The organism is Umezawaea beigongshangensis (genome assembly GCF_016464305.1).
GTDB classification, from domain to species: domain Bacteria; phylum Actinomycetota; class Actinomycetes; order Mycobacteriales; family Pseudonocardiaceae; genus Umezawaea_A; species Umezawaea_A beigongshangensis.
On the sequence record NZ_JAEIOJ010000008.1, the window covers coordinates 309,254 to 328,878 of the forward strand.

The 19,625-nt window shown below is 75.7% G+C and carries 3 protein-coding genes; all 3 read right to left on the reverse strand.

Annotated elements, in window-relative coordinates; all coding sequences use genetic code 11:
• Positions 1-3: 3 nt before the first annotated feature.
• Genes IMZ35_RS21185 through IMZ35_RS21195 form a run of 3 tightly spaced genes read right to left on the reverse strand, consistent with a single transcriptional unit; the run spans position 4 to position 19,581 of the window.
• The gene (locus tag IMZ35_RS21185; protein ID WP_199442870.1) at positions 4-1,218 is read right to left on the reverse strand and encodes a serine hydrolase domain-containing protein; all 1,215 of its coding nucleotides are present in this window, start codon (positions 1,216-1,218) and stop codon (positions 4-6) included.
• Positions 1,211-11,656, reverse strand: a complete 10,446-nt coding sequence (locus IMZ35_RS21190) for a non-ribosomal peptide synthetase (protein WP_199442871.1) — start codon at positions 11,654-11,656, stop codon at positions 1,211-1,213. Before IMZ35_RS21190 ends, IMZ35_RS21185 begins: the two co-directional genes overlap by 8 nt.
• On the reverse strand, positions 11,653-19,581 hold the full coding sequence (locus IMZ35_RS21195; protein WP_199442872.1) for a non-ribosomal peptide synthetase: 7,929 nt from the start codon (positions 19,579-19,581) through the stop codon (positions 11,653-11,655). Before IMZ35_RS21195 ends, IMZ35_RS21190 begins: the two co-directional genes overlap by 4 nt.
• Positions 19,582-19,625 lie beyond the last annotated feature (44 nt).

Genomic DNA, 19,625 nt, shown 5'->3' on the forward strand with positions numbered 1-19,625 from the left:
CCGTCACCGCACCCGCCGCGCGAGCCTGCCGGTCAGCTGCAGGTGCTCGATCCCGTCCGGCCCCGCGACGAACCGGCCCGCGTGGCGCACCCGGCCGGCGGCGCGTTCCCTCAGCGTGAACCGCAGACCCCCGTGGCAGGTCAGGTCGGAGTGCGGTCGCCCGTCGAGGGACAGCACCAGGCCGTCGGGCCCGTCGGCGACCGAGAACACCGCGTCCCCGTTGGCGTAGCTGCCGGCGCACCCCGGTGGCGGGGCCACGGCCCGTCCCGGTGGCGGCGGGTGGTCGCCGACCGGGAACCCCCGCGCGCGCAACCGGGCCACCAGGTCTCGCCACAGCGCGGCCCCGGTGTTGGCGACGGTGGTCAGCGCCACCGCGCTGTCGCGGTCGAACCGCACGTGGCACGACGTGCCCGGACCGGTGCCGTCGTGGCCGTGCCACCCGCCGTCGTACCGGGCCCACCCCAGGCCCCAGCCGTCGGCCATGCCGTACGGGCCGATCTCCACCCCGGCCAGGGCGTCGGCGCGCATCGCCTCGCCCACGTCACCCCGGCAGCCCGCGACGAAGGCGAGCAGGTCGTCGGCGCTCAGGGCCAACGCCCCGGTGGGGGCCTCGAGCTCGGTCAGATCGTGCTCGGCCACCGGCACGATCCGGGCGCCGAGCGCGGAGTGCCCCACCGCGACCGGGCGTTCGGACGGCCCCGGCACGAATCCCGGCCGGACGTCCAGGGGGTCCAGCACGATCGCCGTCACCGCGTCGGCCCACTCCATCCCGGTGATCTCCTCGGCCAGGTGCCCGGCGACGAGGTACCCGACGTTGGAGTAGGAGAACACCGTGCCCGGCGGGTGCACGGTCTCCTCCGGGCAGGTGGCCACCCACGCCCGTCGGCCCCCCGCCGGCCCGTCCTCGGCGGGCACGTCGGACATCAGGCCCGAGGTGTGGCTCAGCAGGTGGCGGGCGGTCACCGCCGCCCCCGGCGCGAAGTGCGGCAACTGGTCGGCCAGCGGCGCGTCGAGGTCGACGTCGCCGTCCTGCACCAGGGCGAGGACCAGCGCCGCGGTGAAGGGCTTGGTGAGCGAGCCCAGCGGCACGGCCTCGTCGCGGCCGAGCCCCACGGCCAGCGACACGACCTCGTCACCGCGCCGCAGGCCCAGCTGCGCGCCCGGCACGCCGTGCCGGTCGGCCAGTTCGGCGAGGTCGTCCGCCAACGGGTCAGGCACGGCGCACCCGCCCGGCGACGTCCCGCAGCGCGTCCCGGAAGTCCTCGGCGAGGGCCAGCACGGTCTCGTGGCGGTGCACGTCCACCGAGTGGTGCCACTCGAAGCGCAACCTGCCCTCCCGCACCACGCCCACCACCTCCAGCAGGTGGTCGGCCCGCCCGGCCGGGTCCCGCTCACGTCCCACCGGTGGCAGGAACCGCCGGTACAGGGCGCTCTCCAGCACGCCGTCGCGGCCGTGGTAGTTGAACACCACCTCGGGGTCCGGCCGGTCGCGCAGCCGGTCCCGCACGTGGCGCAGCACCCCGTACCCCAGGCCGTTGCCGGGCACCTCCCGCAGCCGCGACCGCACCGAGCGCACCGACGCCGCCCAGTCCTCCGGCGCGGGCACGTCCAGCGCGACCGGGTACACCGAGGTGAACCAGCCGACCGTGCGGGAGACGTCGAGGTCGTCGAACAGGTGCTCCCGGCCGTGCCCCTCCAGGTCGACCACGACGGTGCGGTCTCCGGTCCAGCGGCCGAGGGTCCGGGCGAGCGCGGCCAGCAGCACGTGGTCCACGCGCGCGCGGAACACTCCGGGGGCGCGGCGCAGCAGCGCCTCCGTCTCGGCCTCGTCCAGCTCGACCGCGACCGCGGCCGCCGCACCCGCCAGGTTCGGCCCGTCCCCGTCGCGGGGAAGAGGCGCGGGCACCGGCAGTCGTTCCCAGTGGTCCAGCTCGTGGTCGAACGCGCCGGTCTCCGCGTGCGCCGCCAGGCGTTGCGCCCACCGGGAGAAGGAGGGCGCGCGGGAACCGGCGTCCGCGCCCTCGTAGAGGGCCTCCAGGTCCGCGAGGAGCACCTGCCACGACACGGCGTCCACGACGAGGTGGTGCGCGGTGAGGAACAGCCGCCGCGTGCTGCCGAGGTCGAACAGCAGCGCGCGCACCACCGGGCCCGCCGTCAGGTCGAGGCTCGCGTCGGCCTCGGCCGCCAGCCGGTCCAGTTCGGCGGCCGCGGCCCGCTCGGTCAGGCCGCTCAGGTCGTGCCGCCGCAGGCGCACCCGCTCCACCGGCGCCACCCGCTGCCGCCCCGCCTCGAACCTGGTGCGCAGGGCGTCGTGACGAGCGACCAGCGCCACCACGGCGGCCTCCAGCGCGGCCTCGTCCACGCCGGGGTCCAGCTCGACGTGCACGGACTGCGTGAAGTGGTGCGGCGCCACGGGATCAGCGGCGAGGTAGGCGGCCTGCGCGGGGGCGAGCGGCGCGACCTCGACCACGACCTCGGGGACGGTGCTCGCGGGCCGTGCGGCCACCGCGGCGAGACCGGTGACGGTCTGGTGCACGAACAGGTCCCGCGTGGTCACGGCCAAGCCCGCCCGACGCACGCGCTGCACGGCCTGGATGCTCAGCAACGAGTCGCCGCCCAGGTCGAAGAAGTTGTCCTCGACCCCGACCCGGTCGAGCCCGAGGACCCCGGCCCAGACCTCCGCCACGACCTGCTCCGCCTCGGTCCTGGGCGCGACGTACCCGGCGGTGGCCACCGCTTCGGCCACCGGCAGGTCCCGCACGGCCGCACCGCTCGTCAGGACCAGCCCGGCGGGAGTGGTCCCCGGATCGGCGACCACCGTCCTGAGCAACGACACCAGGTCGTCGGCCACCGACCGCGCCGTCTCCGGGTCGAACAGGGTCGTGGCGTAGCCGACCGCCACCTTCAGCCCGTCCCGGCTCTCGACGAAGTCGAAGCTCAGGTCGTGGCTCACCTGGGAGGGCACCAGGACCAGCGGCTCCACCCGCAACCCGGCGAACTCCGGTGTGCCGGCCCGGTCGACCTCCAGGCCGACGACGACCTCCACCACCGCGTTGCGGCTCGGATCGCGCTGCGGGCGCAGCGCGTCGACCACCCGGTCGAACGGGACCTCGTGCACGAACGCCTCCAGCACGACCTCGCGCACGAGCGCCAGGTGCTCGGCGAACCCGCGGTCCGGATCGACCGGGGTCCGCAGGGGCACGGTGTTGACGAACAGGCCGACCAGGCCCTCCAGCTCCCGGTGGGTGCGCCCGGACGTGGGGGTGCCCACCACGAGGTCGTCCTGCCCGCACCAGCGGGCGAGCAGGGTGGTCACCGCGGCCACCAGCGCCATGAACAGCGTCGCGTCGTGCCGCCGGGCCAGCGCGCGCAACCCCCGCAGCACCTCGCCGTCGACGTCGACCAGCAGCATCGCGCCGTCGGCGACGCGCACCGGCGGACGCGGCCGGTCGATCGGCAGCGCCAGCGGGCGGACTCCCGCGAGCCGGTCGACCCAGTAGCCGTCGGCCCGTGCCCCGCTCTCCTGCTCCCAGGCCGCGTAGTCCGAGTAGGTCACCGGCAGCTCCGGCAGTTCGACCGCCTCTCCCCGCAGCGCGGCGGCGTAGGCGGCGCTCAGCTCGGCGACCAGCACGTCGGTCGACCACCCGTCCACGGCGATGTGGTGCGCCACCAGCGACAGCACGTGCTCGTCGGCGGAGGACCGGATCAGGGACGCGCGCAGCACCGGCCCGTGGAGCAGGTCGAACGGCTGGGCGGCGACGTGGTCGAGCACCTCGGCCCCGGCGGCCCGGACCACCGGCAGCGGCACGGGCGCGGGCGGGTGCACGACCGCCACCGGGCGGCCGTCGACCGACCGGTACGTCGTGCGCAGCGGCTCGTGCCGGGCGCACACCGCGTCCAGCGCCGTGCGCAACGCCTCCACGTCGACGGCGCCGTGCAGCCGCAGCGCCGTCACGATCGCGTACTCGCTGCTGTCCGGGTCGAAGTCGGCGAGGAACCACAGCCGCGCCTGCGCCGACGACAGCGGCGCGGGCCCGGTCGCGCGGCGACGCGCGATCGGAGCGGCCTCCGGGGTCGTCGTGGCCAGTGCGCGAGCCAGGCCGCGCACCGTGGGCGTGTCGAACAGCTGCCTCGGCGACAGCGCCACCCCGAAGGCCCGGCGGACGCCCGAGATCACCCGGATGCCGAGGATCGAGTCCCCGCCCAGGTCGAAGAAGTCGTCGAGCACACCGGGCCCGCGAACTCCCAGCACGGTCGACCAGATCTCGGCGAGCAGCTCCTCGGCCGGACCGTTCGGCGGCACGTGCTCGACGGCCGGCGCGGAGAGGTCGCCGGGCGCGGGAAGGCTCCGCCGGTCGACCGTGCCCCCCGCGGTGAGCGGCAGGGCCGCGATCCCGACGAACGCCGACGGGATCGCGGCCGGGGGCAGCAGGTCCCCGAGGAAGTCCCGCAGGTCGGCGACCGGGAGCTCCGGACCACCGGCCGGGACCACGTGGGCCACCAGCCGCGCGTGGCCGTCCGCGGTGCGGTGCAGCGTCGCGGCAGCCGCCGCCACGGCCGGGTGCCGGATCAGCGCGGACTCGACCTCGCCCAGCTCGACCCGGAAGCCCCGCACCTTCACCTGGTCGTCCACGCGGCCCAGGCAGTCCAGGTTGCCGTCCGCGCGCCACCGCGCCAGGTCGCCGGTGCGGTACATCCGGGTTCCCGGTTCTCGCGCGTTCGGGTCGGCGACGAAGCGCCGCGCGGTCAGGCCGGGGCGGTTCCAGTAGCCGCGCGACACGCCCGCGCCCCCGATGTAGCACTCCCCGACCACCCCGGTGGGGACCGGGCGCAGGCGCTCGTCCAGCACCGCGATCCACGTGTTGGCCAGCGGTGTGCCGATCGGGACGTGCGCGGCGTCGCCGGACGGGCCCCGGTCCACGCGGAAGGCCGTGGAGTCGACGGTCGTCTCGGTGGAGCCGTAGGCGTTGACCACGGCCGTGCCCGGCGCGAAGCCGGCCAGCACCTCCTTCGCGGAGTCGACCGGCCACGCCTCGGAGCCCACCATCAGCAACCGCAGCGCCGACGGCGACTCGCCGCGCCACGCGAACTCCGCCGCGATCGCCCTGGCCAGCGCGGGCACCGTGACCATCGTCGTGGCGCCCGACTCCACCAGCAGGTCGGCCAGCGCGACCTGGTCGGCGACCCGGTCCTGCGGGCACACCACCATCCGGCCGCCGAACAGGGCCGCGAGCACGAAGTCGGCGAAGAACAGGTCGACCGACAGGCTGGACACCGACAGCACGACCGGGGAGTTCCCCGAGAGCCCGTGCCGGGCGTCCCAGGCGCACGCCATGTGGTGGACGTGCCGGTGCTCGACCATGACGCCCTTCGGCGCACCCGTCGTGCCGGAGGTGTAGCACAGGTACGCCAGGTCCTCCGGGGCCACGGCCACGTCCGGTGGCGTGGCCGGCAGGTCGTCGAACGGGTCCTCCAGGTGGACGACGGCACCCGCGTACCCGGCGAGCACGGGGTCGAACCGCCGCTCGGTGATCACCACGGGCGCGGCCGAGTCGGCCAGCACGGCGCGCAGCCGCTCGGTCGCGTGCCACGGGTCCACCGGCACGAACGCGCCTCCCGCCTTGAGCACCGCCAGCAGCGCGGCCACCACGCCCACGCCCCGGTCCGCGCACACCCCGACCAGCACACCCGGCCGCACGCCGAGCGCCACCAGGCGGTGCGCGAGCCGGTTGGCGCGCTCGTCCAGCCCGGCGTAGGTCGTCTCGTCCGCCCCGGCGCGCACGGCCACCAGGTCCGGTGCGGCCGCGGCCCGCCGGGCGAACAGCTCGTGCAGCGGGACCGGCGCGGGGAAGTCCGCCGCGGTGTCGTTCCACTCCTCGGTGAGCTGCCGCACCTCGGCGGGCGTGCACAGCGGCACCCGGTCCAACCGGGCGTCCGGCGCGGCGGCCAGTCCCTCCAGCACCACCTCCAGGTGGCCGAGCAGCCGCTGGACGGTGGTCTCGTCGAACAGCTGCGGGTCGTACCCCAGGTCCAGGTGCAGCGAGCCGCGGTCCAGGTAGGCGGTCAGGGTCAGCGCGTAGTTGGTCTGCTCGTCGCCGGTCGGGGTTCCGACCCGCACGCCGGCCACCTCGCTCGCGGGGTAGTTCTCGAACACCACGATGCTGTCGAACAGCGTGCGTCCCGGTGGCAGCGCGCTCCACCGCTGGATGCGCGCCAGCGCGACGTGCTCGTGCTCCCGCGCGTCGGCCTGGGCCTCCTGCAGGTCCCGCAGCCAGTCGGCCACCCGCCGGTCCTGGTCGACGCAGACCCGGAGGGGCACGGTGTTGGCGAACAGGCCGACGACGTCCTCCACTCCGGGCGGGCCGGCCGAACGGCCGGAGGTGGTGACGCCGAAGCAGACGTCCGTTCCGCCGCCGTAGCGGGACAGCAGGAGCGCCCACGCCCCCTGGACCAGGCTGTTGAGGGTGAGCCGCCGCTCGCGCACCGCGTCGAGCAGGGCCGAGGTCCTCCCGGCGGACAACCGGGCGACCGACTCCCGCGACGACCGGGCGGCGTGCGTTCCCAGCGGTTGCCGGTCGAAGGGCAGTGGCGTCGGCGCGGCGAGGTCGCCGACGACGGACCGCCAGTGCTCCTCGTCCGCGGCGGAGTCGCGTCCCAGCAACCAGCCGACGTGCTCGCGGTAGGCCGGGCGGGCGGGGAGGTCGCCGCCCGCGTAGGCGGTGAAGACGTCGGAGAGCACGTGGGCGAAGCTCCACCCGTCGATCGCGATGTGGTGACTGCTCCAGAACAGCTCCACGCCGGTGTCGGACAACCGGGCGATCCGCAACCGCAGCAGGGGGGCCTCGGCGAGGTCGAGCCGGGTGCGCCGCTGCCGCTCCCACAACGCGGCGAGCGCGTTCGCGCGCAGCGGACCGGTCATCGCGCGCAGGTCGTCGTGGACCACGGGCAGCCGCACGCCGGTGTGCACGACCTGGACCGGTTCCGGCACGTCCCGCCAGACCACCGAGGTGCGCAACGCGGGGGTGTGGTCGACCACCCGCTGCCACGCGCGGGCCAGCGCCTCCGGGTCGGCGACCCCGTCGACGCGGACGCGGAAGTGGCCGGTGTACATGTCCCTGGCCCGGTCGGCCAGGCTGTGGAACAGCATGCCGCTCTGCGTCGGCGTCAGCGGGTAGACGTCCCGCACGGCCCGCGCGGACGCGCCCGACCCCACGACGCGGTCCACCTGCGCCTGGTCCAGCTCCACGAGCGGGAAGTCCGACGGGGTGGCGCCGCCCGCGTCGGGGCGGGCGCAGTGCGCCGCCATCGCGGCCAGCGCCGAGGTGAACGCCGTGGCGACCCGCTCGATCGTCGCGCGGCGGTGGCGCGCGGCGGAGTACGACCAGTCGACGACCAGCTTGCCACCGGTCAGCGAGCCGTTGACCTCGACGAGGTGGGGACGCTCCTGCCGCGGCGCGTACTCGCCGCCCTGGACGGTGGTCAGGCTGCGGTGGAGCGCGCCCTCCTCCTCGGTCGCCCCCACCCTGCCCAGGTAGTTGAAGGACACCTCCGGCACCGCGGTGGCGGGCGTGCGCAGGAGTCCGTGGCCGATGCCGTTGCGCGGCACCGCCCGCAGCTGTTCCTTCACCCCCTTGAGGAGATCGCCCCAGTCCCCCGTGTCCGGGACGCGGAGCACCACCGGGTGAACGGTGGTGAACCAGCCGACCGTGCGGGACAGGTCCACGTCCTCGAACAGGTCCTCCCGGCCGTGCCCCTCCAGGGCGATCGAGACGGTGTCGCCTCCCGTCCAGTCGGCGAGCGCCCGGCCGAGGGCGGCGAGCAGCACGTCGTTGATCCTGGTGCGGAACGCCGGGGGCACGTCGCGCAGGAGCGCCGCGGTGGTCTCCTGGTCGACCTCGACGGTCACCGTGCGCATGTCGCCGGCGCGGTTCGGCCCGTCGGCGTCGCACGGGAGCGGCGGAACCGGGGTCGCCTCGACCGCCGCCCAGTACCGGGCCTCCTCGTCCGGCACCGTCAGGGCGGCCAGCCGCAGAGCCCACTCCTGGAACGAGGTCGACTTCGGCCCGAGGTCGAGTGGTCGTCCGTGCAGCACCTGGCGGTGCGCCGTGTGCAGGTCGGCGAGCAGCACGCGCCAGGAGACGGCGTCGACGACCAGGTGGTGGACGACCAGCAGCAGCTGCGGCGGGCGGCCCGCCGAGCGGAACAGCACCGCGCGCAGCAGCGGCCCCACCTCCGGGTCGAAGCCCAGTCGCGCCGCCCCGGTGATCGCCTCCACGTCCCCGTCGCGCACGACCGAGAACGCGGCCGACGCGTCGGCGGCGTGCCGCAGCACCCGGTGGCCGTCGCTCCACGCGACCCGCAGGCGCAGGGCGTCGTGGTGGGCGACGAGGGCGTCGACCGCGGCCTTCAGCGCGTCGTCGGCGACGTCGTCGGCCAGCTCCAGCAGCACCGCCTGGGTGAAGCGGTCCACGCTGTCGCCGAGCACGTCGAAGAACCAGCGCTGCACCGGGGTGAGCGGCACGTCGCCGGTCACCGGACGCTCGTCGGCGCGGGCGACCTCCAGGGGGACCGCCACCGCGGCCAGCTCGGCCACGGTCTGCCGCAGGAAGGTCTGCTTGGCCGTCAGCAGCAGACCGGCGTCCCTGGCGCGGGCGACCACCCGCAGGCCGAGGATGGAGTCGCCGCCCAGGTCGAAGAAGTTGTCCTCGACGCCGACCTCCGGCACGTCCAGCAGCTCCGACCAGATCCGCGCCAGTGCCCTCTCGGCGTCGCTGCGCGGCGCGGTCCCGCCCGTCTCGCGAGGCCGGGGGTCCGGCAGGGCCGCCCGGTCCACCTTGCCGTTGACGTTGAGCGGCAGGGACTCCAGGGGCACGACCACCGACGGCACCATGTGCTCGGGCAGCAGGTCGCGCACGTGCTGCCGCAGGGCGGCGGCGGTGCCGGGGTCGGTGACCGCGTAGGCGACGAGCCGCCTCGTGCCCACGGAGTCCTCCCGGACCACGACGGCCGCGGCGGTCACGGCGGGGTGGCGGACCAGGGCGGCCTCGACCTCGCCCAGCTCGATCCGGTAGCCGCGCAGCTTGACCTGGTCGTCGACCCGGCCGAGGTGGTCCAGCGCGCCGTCCGGCCGCCACCGGCCGCGGTCGCCGGTGCGGTACACGCGCCCGCCCGGCGCGGCGACGAACCGCTCGGCGGTGATGCCCGGCCGGCCGAGGTAACCGCGGGCCAGGTGGGGCCCGGCCAGGTACACCTCGCCGGGGACGCCGACCGGGGTCGGGCGCAGCCGGTCGTCCAGCACGAGCACCCGCACGCCGGCCAGCGGGCGCCCCACCGGCACGCCGCCGGCCGGCGTCAGCGGGTCGCTCATCGTGGCGCACACCGTGGCCTCGGTCGGACCGTAGGCGTTGATCATCCGGTGGCGGGCGGACCAGGTGGCGGCGACGGCGGGCGGGCACGCCTCGCCCGCCACGACCAGGGTCAGCTCCGGCGGGAACGCGTCCGGCGGCATCGCGGTCAGCGCGCTCGGCGGCAGGGTGAGGTGGGTGACGCCGTGCCGCGCCACCAGCTCGGCCAGGGGACGTCCCGGCAGCAGGTCGTCGGGACCGCCCAGGACCGCGGCGCCACCCGTCAGCAGGGCCGTGCCCAGCTCCGCGAAGGCCGCGTCGAAGCCCGCGGAGGCGAACAGCAGCACGCGCGCCCCCGGCCCGGTGCGGAAGTGCGCCGACTGCGCGGCCACGAGACCGGCGATCCCGGCGTGCGTCACCACCACGCCCTTCGGCCTGCCGGTGGAACCGGAGGTGTAGATCACGTACGCGGCGTGGTCGGGGCGCACGGCGACCGGTCCGCCGGGCGCCGGTGCCGGTCCGGCCGGCGCGTCGAGGTCGAGCACCGGCAGGTGCGGGGGCAGCGGGTGGACCGTCGCCCCGGAGGTGACCGCCAGCAGCGGCTCGGCGTCCTCGACCACCATCCGCAGGCGTTCGGCCGGGCTCCCCTGGTCCAGCGGCAGGTACGCGGCGCCGGTCTTGAACACGGCGAGCACCGCCACCACCAGGTCGACCGATTTCGGCAGAGCCAGCGCGATCACCCGTTCGGGGCCCGCGCCGCGAGCCCGGAGGTGACCGGCCACCGCGGTGGACCGGGCGTCGAGCTCGGCGTAGGTCAGCGCACCGCCGTCCCACAGCACCGCCGGGGCGGCCGGGTCGGCGCGCACCCGGTCGGCGAACAGGTCGGCCACCCCCCTGGCCGGGGTGACCGGTCCGGTGACCGACAGCCGGTCGACCCACGACCGCTCGGCGGCGTCCATCACGGGCAGCTCGGCCACCCGTGCGCCCGGACGAGCGGCGACGGAGGTCAGCAGCGTCACCAGGTGACCGGCCAGCCGCGCGGCGGTGGCCGAGGTGAACAGGTCGGTGGTGAAGGTGAGCTGTCCCTCCAGGGTCTCCCCCAGGTCCACCAGGTCGAACGCCAGGTCCATCGACGACACGTGCACCGGCGGCCGTACCTGCGTGGCCACCAGGCCCGGGCTCAGGACCACCGGCCGCGGGCCCGCGTGCAGCGCGATCGACACCTCCGCCAGCGGAGGTCTGCTCGGGTCGCGCTCGACCCGGAGCACCTCGACCACCCGCTGGAACGGCAGCTCGCGGTGGTCGAAGGCGTCCAGCACCTCCTCGCGCGCGGTGCGCAGCAGCTCCGTGAAGGGCCGCGACTCGTCCACCTCGCCGCGCAGCACCAGCGTGTTGACCAGGAACCCGACCAGGTCCTCGGTCTCCGGGCGGTCGCGGTCGGCCACCGCGGTGGCCAGGGCGACGTCGTCCCGGCCGGTCCACCGGGCCAGCAGCACCCAGGTGGCCGCGACGAGCAGGGTGAACAACGTGGCCCGCTCGTCGCGGGCGACCTCGCGCAGGCGGGCGGTCACCTCCGGCGGCACCTCGAAGACGTGCAGCGCCCCCGCGGCCGAGCGGACCGGCGGGCGGGGGAGGTCCGCGGGCAGCGTGGCCGGTTCCAGTCCGGCCAGCCGCGCGCGCCAGTACTCGACCTGCTCGCGCATCCCGTCGGCCACCCGGTTCCGCTGCCACGCGGCGACGTCGACCAGCCGGGTCCGCTGGGCCGGCGGTTCGACGCCGCCGTGCAGCGCGGCCAGGTCGCGGACGATCACGTCCAGGGACCAGCCGTCGACGACGACGTGGTGGGCGCCGAGCACCAGCAGGTGGCGTTCCGGTCCCGAACGCAGCAGGCGGAACCGGCAGACCGGTCCCCCGCGCAGGTCGAACGGCGTGGTCGCCTCGACGGTCAGCTGATCGTCCACTTCGGACGCCGTGAGGCCGTTCCCGTCGCGGGCGCCGAGCACGACGAAGTCCACCGCGGTCCGATCGGTGACGACCTGACCGTCGTCGGTGAACACCGTCCGCAGCGCGGGGTGCCTGCGCACCAGCTCGTGCAGCGCGGCCCGCAGCACCGCGACGTCCAGCGGACCCCGCAGTTCGAGCACCCGGACCACGTTGTACTCGACGCTCTCCGGATCCACCTCGTGCGCGTACCAGAGGCGTTGCTGCGCCGGGGAGAGCGGGTGCGGTCCGGGGCCGTCCAGCACGGGGATCGCGTCCTCGTCCTCCGCCGGGTCCGCCCACCAGCGCGACGAGTCGGTGGCGCCGGTCACGCGGTCCGCCCCTCCGCCAGCGCCCTGGCGCGCAGGCGGGCGGCCAGGTCGGCGACGGTCGGGGCGTCGAACAGGTCGCGAGGTGACACCGGCACCCCGAACGTCCGGCTCGTGCGCGACATCAGCCGCAGGGTGGTGATGGAGTCACCGCCGAGGTCGAAGAAGTTGTCGTGCACGCCGATCCGGTCGGCGGGCAGCAGTTCGGACCAGAGCCGCACCAGGGCCTCCTCCGTCGCGTCGCGCGGGGCCTGGTAGGCCGACGCGGTCACCTCCTCCCGGACCGGCGCTGGCAGCGCCGACCGGTCGACCTTCCCGGTGGGCCCCAGCGGCAGCGCCGGCACGGCCACGAAGGCCGCCGGCACCAGGAAGGCGGGCAGCAGAGCCGCCAGCGCCTCGCGCAGCCCGTCCACACCGCGGTCGCCCACCACGTACGCGACCAGGCGGCGGTCACCCGGCCGGTCCTCGCGCGCCACCACCGCGGCCTCCTCGACGCCGGGCAGCTCCAGCAACCGCTGCTCGACCTCGCCCGGCTCGACCCGGAAGCCGCGGATCTTCACCTGGTCGTCGGCCCGGCCCGCGAACGCGAGGTTCCCGTCCGGCAGCAGGCGCACCAGGTCGCCGGTGCGGTACAGCCGCGCGCCCGGCGGCCCGAACGGGTCGGCGACGAACGACGCCGCGGTCGCTCCCGGTCGTCCCAGGTAGCCGCGGGAGACGCCGACACCACCCACGTACAGCTCGCCGACCACCCCCACGGGCACCGGTGCGAGCCGGGCGTCCAGGACGTGACCGCGGGTGCCGGGGATCGGCCGTCCCAGTGGCACGGCGCTCCCCGGCGGGGGCGCGGACACCCGGTGCAGCGTGACCGCCACCGAGACCTCGGTGGGCCCGTAGACGTTGACCAGCGTGCGACCGGGCGCCCACGCGCGGGCCGTGTCCGGCGGGAGGACGTCACCGGCCAGCCCCAGGGTCGCCAGACCGGGGACCTCGGCCGCGTCCACGGCGCTCACCACGGCCGGTGGCACGGTGGCGGCGGTGATCGCCCCGCTCCGCAGCTGCCGCACCAGCTGCGCCGGGTCGCGCCGGGCGCCCGCGGAGGCGATCACCAGGGTCGCGCCCGCGGTCAGCGCCGCGAACACCTCGAAGACGCCCGCGTCGAAGCTCGTCGTGTAGAACTGGAGCACCCGGCTGTCCGGGCCCAGGCCGTAGACGCGGTGGGCCTCGGAGACCACGTTGGCCAGTCCCCGGTGCTCGACCAGGACGCCCTTGGGACGCCCCGTGGAACCCGACGTGAACGTGACGTAGGCGAGGTCTCCCCCGCCGCGCGACACGCCGGGGTCGCCGTCCGGCCGGGCCTCCACGAGCACCCGGTCCCCGTCCAGCAGCACCAGGGGCGCGGCGACGTCGGGCAGGTCGGCCAGCAGGTGCTCCTGGGCCAGCAGCAGCCGGGGACGCGCCTGGTCGAGCACGTCGGCGAGCCGGGGCGCGGGGAAGTCCGGGTCGAGCGGCAGGTAGCCCGCACCCGCCTTGTGCACCCCCAGGACGGCGACGACGGCCTCGACGCCCCGCTCGACCGCGACGGCGACCAGGTCGTCGCGGCGCACGCCGCGCGCCACGAGGTGAGCGGCCAGCTGGTTGGCCCGGCGGTCCAGCTCGCCGTAGGTGATCGACCGGTCCTCCTGCACCACGGCCACGGCGTCGGGCCGCAGCCCCGCCTGTTCGGCCACCGCCAGGTCCACCCGCTCCCCGGCGGTCCCGGCGCCGTCGGTGGTCCCGGACCACTCCCGCAGGGCGTCCTCCTCCGCCGGTGTCAGCATCGGCAGGTCCCCCACCCGGCGCGCCGGGTCGGCGGCCACGGTGCGCAGCAGCTGACCCAGGTGACCGGCCAGCCGCTCGACGGTGGCGGCGTCGAACAGGTCGGGGTCGTAGGTCAGCAGCACCGACAGGGCGGTGCCGGCCCGCACGATCGCCTGCAGCGGGTAGTGGGAGGTGTTGGCGGCCTCGACCGCGTCGAAGCGCAGGCCGTGCCGCTCGTCCACGTCGGGGTAGTTCTCGAACACCAGGAGGCTGTCGAACAGGTCATCGCCCCCGGCCCAGCGGCGCACGTCCGCGAGCGCGACGTGCTCGTGCTCGCGCGCCCGGACCTGTTCGGCCTGCAGACCGCGCAGCCAGTCGCCCAGGTCGGCGTCCGGGTCCACCCCGACCCGGACCGGCAGGGTGGTGATGAACAGCCCGATCATGTCCTCGACCCCGTCGAGGGCGTCCGGCCGGCCCGCCGACGTGGCGCCGAAGCAGACGTCGGCCTCGCCCGCCCAGCGCGACAGCAGCAGTGCCCACGCGCCCTGGAGGACGGTGTTCAGCGTGACCCGGAGTTCTCTGGCCACGAGGGCGAGCCGCCGCGACACGTCCTCGGGCAGCGCCACCGACGACCTGCCGGAGGGGGTGGGCCGGTGCCCGGCCGCGGGCAGGCGGTCGAACGGCAGCGGTGTCCGCCCCGGCAGACCGTCGAGCACGCCGCGCCAGTACGGCTCGTCCCCCGACGCGTCACGGGCGAGCAGCCAGGCCACGTGGTCGGCGTGCGGACGCCGGGGCACGGGCTCGACCGGCACGCCGTCGAGGAGCCCGTCGTACTCGGCGAGGACGTCCGCCAGCACCCGGAAGGCGCTCCAGCCGTCCAGCAGCAGGTGGTGGAACGACCAGACGACCCGGACGCGGTCGCCGTCGAGCCGGGCGAGGACGACGTGGACGAGGTCGTCCCCGGAGATCGGCGCCGACCGCACCGCGCGCTCGTCCGCGTCGAGGCCCCGCCGGTCCAGCTGGACCACCGGGACGTCCTTGGTGCGGCGCACCACCTGCACCGGCTCCGGCAGGCCCTCCCAGCGCAGGTCCGTGCGCAGCGCGGGCGTGCGGGCCACGACGCGCCGCCACGCGGTCGCGAGCAGGTCCGGGGAGGTGATGTCCGTCAGCTCGACCTGGAAGCACTCGTGGTAGGCGCCCTGGAGGAGGTCGTGGTAGAGCATCCCGCTCTGCACGGGGGTGAGCGGGTAGACGTCCTCGACCGGTCCGCCGTCGGCGGCCAGCCGGTCGAGCAGCACGGGGTCGAGCGGTCCCCTGACGACCCCGGTGACGTCCGCGAGACGGGTCGTCTCCGGCGCCAGCTCCGCGACGGTCTGCCGGTGGAACACGTCCCGCGTGCTCAGCCGCAGCCCCGCGCGCCGCGCCAGTGCGACCACGCGCAGGCTCAGCACGGAGTCGCCGCCCAGCTCGAAGAAGTTGTCGTGCACGCCGATCGACGGCACACCCAGCACCTCCGCCCAGATGCCCGCCAGAGCCGTCTCGGTGGCGGTGGTCGGGGCGGCGTAGGGCCTGCGCGCGGGCTCGGGCACGGGCAGCGCGCGACGGTCGATCTTGCCGTTCGCGGTCAACGGCATCCGCTCCAGCGCGACGAACGCGGCGGGCACCATGTAGCGCGGAAGCACGAGCGCGGCGTGGTCCGCCAGGTCGGTCGGGCGGATCTCCGCGCCGGGTTCCGGCACGACGTAGGCGACCAGCCGCGCACCGTCCTCGCCCCGGCCCAGCACGGTGACGAGGACCTGGGCCACGTCCGGGTGGCCGCCCAGGACGTTCTCCACCTCGCCCGGCTCGATCCGGTGCCCGCGCAGCTTGACCTGCTGGTCGGTGCGGCCCAGGAACTCCAGGTTCCCGTCGGGCAGCCAGCGGACCAGGTCGCCGGTCCGGTACATCCGGGTGCCGGGCGGACCGAACGGGCACGCGGTGAACCTGGCCGCGGTCAGCGCGGGCCGGGCCAGGTACCCGCGGGCCAGCCCGGTGCCGGCGAGGTGGAGTTCGCCCGGCACGCCCACCGGCACCGGGTGCAGCCGGCCGTCGAGCACGTACGCGGCGGTGTTGTCCAGCGGTGTGCCGATCGGCGGCAGCCCGCTCCCCCGCCCCGGCGGCACCTCCGCCTGGGTGGCGGCCACCGTGCACTCGGCCGGCCCGTAGACGTTGACCAGGGTGAAGGGCAGCCCCTCGGGCGGCCGGCGGCGCAGCGCGTCGCCGATCACCAGCAGCGCGCGCAGTCCGGTCCGCCGGACGGCCTCGTCGTCCAGCAGGGACTCGACCCTCGGCGTGGGCAGGTAGGCGACCGTGGTGCCGACGCGGCCGAACCACTGCGCCAGCGCCGCCGGGTCGTTCACCGTGGCCTCGTCCGGCTGGTCCAGCCGGGCCCCGGCGCACAGGGTCGGCCACACCTCACCGACGAGCACGTCGAACCCGAGCCCCACCACCGAGGAGCACCGGTCGTCCGGCCACAGGCCGTAGGCGCGCACGTGCCAGGCGCAGTAGTCGACCAGTGCCCGGTGGGAGACCATCACGCCCTTGGGGACACCGGTGGACCCGGACGTGTAGACGACGTAGGCCAGCTCGTCCAGCTCGACCACGATCCCGGGGTCGAGGTCGGACCACGGTCCGTCGTCGGCGGGGTCGACCACCACCGCCGTCCCGCCCTCCACCCGCCCGGCGGGGGCCAGCAGGACCGGCGCGCCGCACTCCGCCACGACGTGCGCGAGGCGGGCCGGCGGGATGTCGGGGTCGAGCGGCACGTAGGCGGCCCCGGTCTTGAGCACCGCGAGCATGGCCACCACCAGCAGCGGATCGCGGTCCAGGCACAGCACGACCTGCTCGCCCCGGCCCGCGCCCAGCGAGAGCAGGCGGTGGGCCAGCCGGTTGGCCGACCGGTCCAGCTCGGCGTAGGTCAGGGACCGGTGCTCGGACGCGACCGCGACCGCGTCCGGCCGCAGCCGCGCGTTGACGGCCACCCGCACGTGCAGGGCGCGGTCGTCCACCAGCGGCACCGCCGTGTCGTTGCGCTCGACGAGCAGCTCCCCCGACTCGGCGGCGTCGAGCACCGGGAGGTCGCCGACCGGGGTTCCCGGCGACGACGCGACACCCAGCAGCAGGACGCGCAGGTGCCTCTCGATCCGCTCGACCGCGTCCGGGCCGAACAGGTCCGTGCTGTGCTCGATCGAAACGGCCAGCCCGCCGTCGCGCTCGGTGAACTCCAGGGTCAGGTCGAACTGCGCGCCGGTGCGCGGCAACAGCACCACCTCGCCCCCGTCCGCTGGCGGGTTCTGCAGCACGACCAGGGCCTGCACCAGCGGCGTGCGGCTGGGGTCCCGTTCCACCCCCGACTCCTCGACCAGCCGCTCGAAGGGCACCTCGCGGTGGGCGAACGCGTCCAGGACCGTGGTGCGGACGTCGGTGAGGAAGTCGGTGAAGGGCGTGCCACCGGTCACGGTCGAGCGCAGCACCACCGTGTTGATGAACGGGCCGACCACGGTCTCCAGGTCGGGGTGGTCGCGCCCGGCGACGACCGTGCCGACCGCGACGTCCTCCTCCGCCGCGTACCGGGACAGCAGCACCTGGCAGGCGGCCACCAGCGTCATGAACAGCGTCGCCCCCGCGCCCGCGCCCACCTCCCGCAGGGCGCCGACCAGGTCGCGGTCGAGGGAGAAGCGGTGCGCCGCGCCCCTGCCCGACCGGACGGCCGGCCTGGGCCGGTCCGCGGGCAGCGCGAGCGGGCGAAGCCCGGCCAGGCGGTCGCGCCAGTACGCGAGGTGCTCCTCCCGCTCGTTCTCCCGCCAGAGCACGAAGTCGCGGTAGCGCGTCCGCACCGGCGGGAGGTCGGCCCGGTCGTCGGCGCGGAACGCGTCGAGGTCGTCCAGCAGGAGACGCGTGGACCAGCCGTCGGTGGCGAAGTGGTGCGCGCCGAGCACCAGCAGGTGCTCGTCGGGTCCGCGGCGGAACAGCGCCGCGCGCAGCAACGGCCCGGTGCGCAGGTCGAACGGCGTGTCCACCTCGGCGAGCACGGCCGCCTCCGAGTGGTCCGCCACGGTCAGCGGCACGTCGGTCGCGGGCCCGACCACCGCGTGCGGGCGGCCGTCGACCTCGGTCACGGTGGTGCGCAGCGCCTCGTGCCGCTCGACCAGGCGGCGCAGCGCCCGCCGCAGCGCCGCCACGTCCACCGGACCGCGCAGCACCCGTCCCACGTGCACGTTGTCGGCGGTTCCGCCGGGTTGCAGCTCGTGGGAGAACCAGAACCGCAGTTGCACCGGCGACAGGGGGAACGGCCCGTCGCCGGGCACGCGCGGGATCACGTCCGCCGCGTGCGCCTCCGACAACCGCGAGGCGAGCGCCGCCACGGTCGGCGCGTCGAACAGCGCCCGCACGGGCACGTCGACCCCGAACGCGGCGCGGATGCGGGACGACACCCGGACCGCGGACAGCGAGTCGCCGCCCAGCTGGAAGAAGTCGTCGTCCACGCCCACCCGGTCCAGCCCGAGCACCTCGCCCCACAGCCGCGCCACGGTTCGCTCGGCGTCGTCGCGGGGTGCCGCGTACCGGGCGTCGACGCTGTCCGAGCGCACGGGTTCGGGCAGGGCGCGGCGATCGAGCTTGCCGTTGACGGTCAGGGGGAACGCGGGCAGGTAGTGGAACGCGGCCGGCACCATGTAGGACGGCAGTCGCTCCTGAGCCAGGTCGCGCAGTTCGCGCCGCGCGGGCTCGGGTCCGACCGGCACGACGTAGGCGACGAGCTTCACCTCCTCGCCCCGGTCCCGCCGAGCCGTCACCGCCACCTGGTCCACCGCCGGGTGCGTGCCGAGCACCGCTTCCACCTCCCCCGGCTCGACCCGGTACCCGCGCACCTTCACCTGGTCGTCGGTGCGCCGCAGGTACACCAGGCCGTTGTCCGGCAGTCGCCGCACGAGGTCGCCGGAGCGGTACATCCGCTCACCCGGCGCACCGAACGGACAGGCGACGAACCGCGCCGAGGTCAGCTGAGGACGGTTGGCGTAGTTGCGCGCCACACCGGGACCGGACACGTACAGCTCGCCCTCCTCGGTGGGCCGCAGGCGGTCGTCGAGGACGTGGAACGCGAGGTCGGGGACGGGCACGCCGACGACGCTGCCGGGCGCCGACGCGGCCGAGACCCGGTCCAGGGCGAGGTAGGAGGCGTGCACCGTGGTCTCGGTGATGCCGTACATGTTGACCAGGACGGGCGCCGTGTCCGGGTGCCGGTCGTACCACTCCGCGAGCCTGCCCACGTTCAGCGCCTCGCCCGCGAACACGACGTACCGCAGGACGAGTTCCCGCCCCAGGTCCGGTTCCGCCCGTTCCGCGGCCATCAGCTGGTAGAACGCCGACGGGGTCTGGTTGAGCACGGTCACCCGGTGCTCGACCAGCAACCGCAGGAAGTCGCGCGGCGACCGCGCGACGTCGTCCGGGACGACGACCAGCGTGCCGCCGTGCAGCAGCGCACCCCACAGCTCCCACACCGAGACGTCGAACGCGGCGGAGTGGAACAGCGGCCAGACGTCCTCCTCGCCGAAGCCGTACCAGTGCGCGGTGGACGACAGCAGCCGCACCACGTTGGCGTGCGGCACCACCACCCCCTTGGGCTGGCCGGTCGACCCCGAGGTGTAGATGACGTAGGCCGGGTTCAGGGGCGAACGCACCGGGCGGGGCGCCTGGCGGTCCTCCTGCGGACCGCCCAGCACCAGCACGGGGTGGTCGGCGGGCACGCGCGCCGCGGTCCCGGCCGTCACCACCGAGACGACCGGCCGGGCGTCGGCCAGCACGCGGGCGATCCGGTCCGGCGGGTTGCCCGGTTCCAGCGGCACGTACCCCGCACCGGTCTTGAGCACCGCCAGGATCGCGACCACCAGGTCCGCCGACCGGGGCAGCACCAGCGCGACGAACCGCTCCGGGCCCGCGCCGGCGGCCACCAGCGAGCACGCCAGCCGGTCGGCGGCGGCGTCGAGCTGCGCGTAGGTCATCCGCTCACCGCCGGACACCAGGGCCGTGCGCTCCGGCGTCGCCGCCGCCCGTTCGGCGAACAACTCGTCCAGGCACCGCTGCTGCTCCACCACGAAACACACTCCCCCTCGACCGGAACCGGTTGACCAGCGGATCG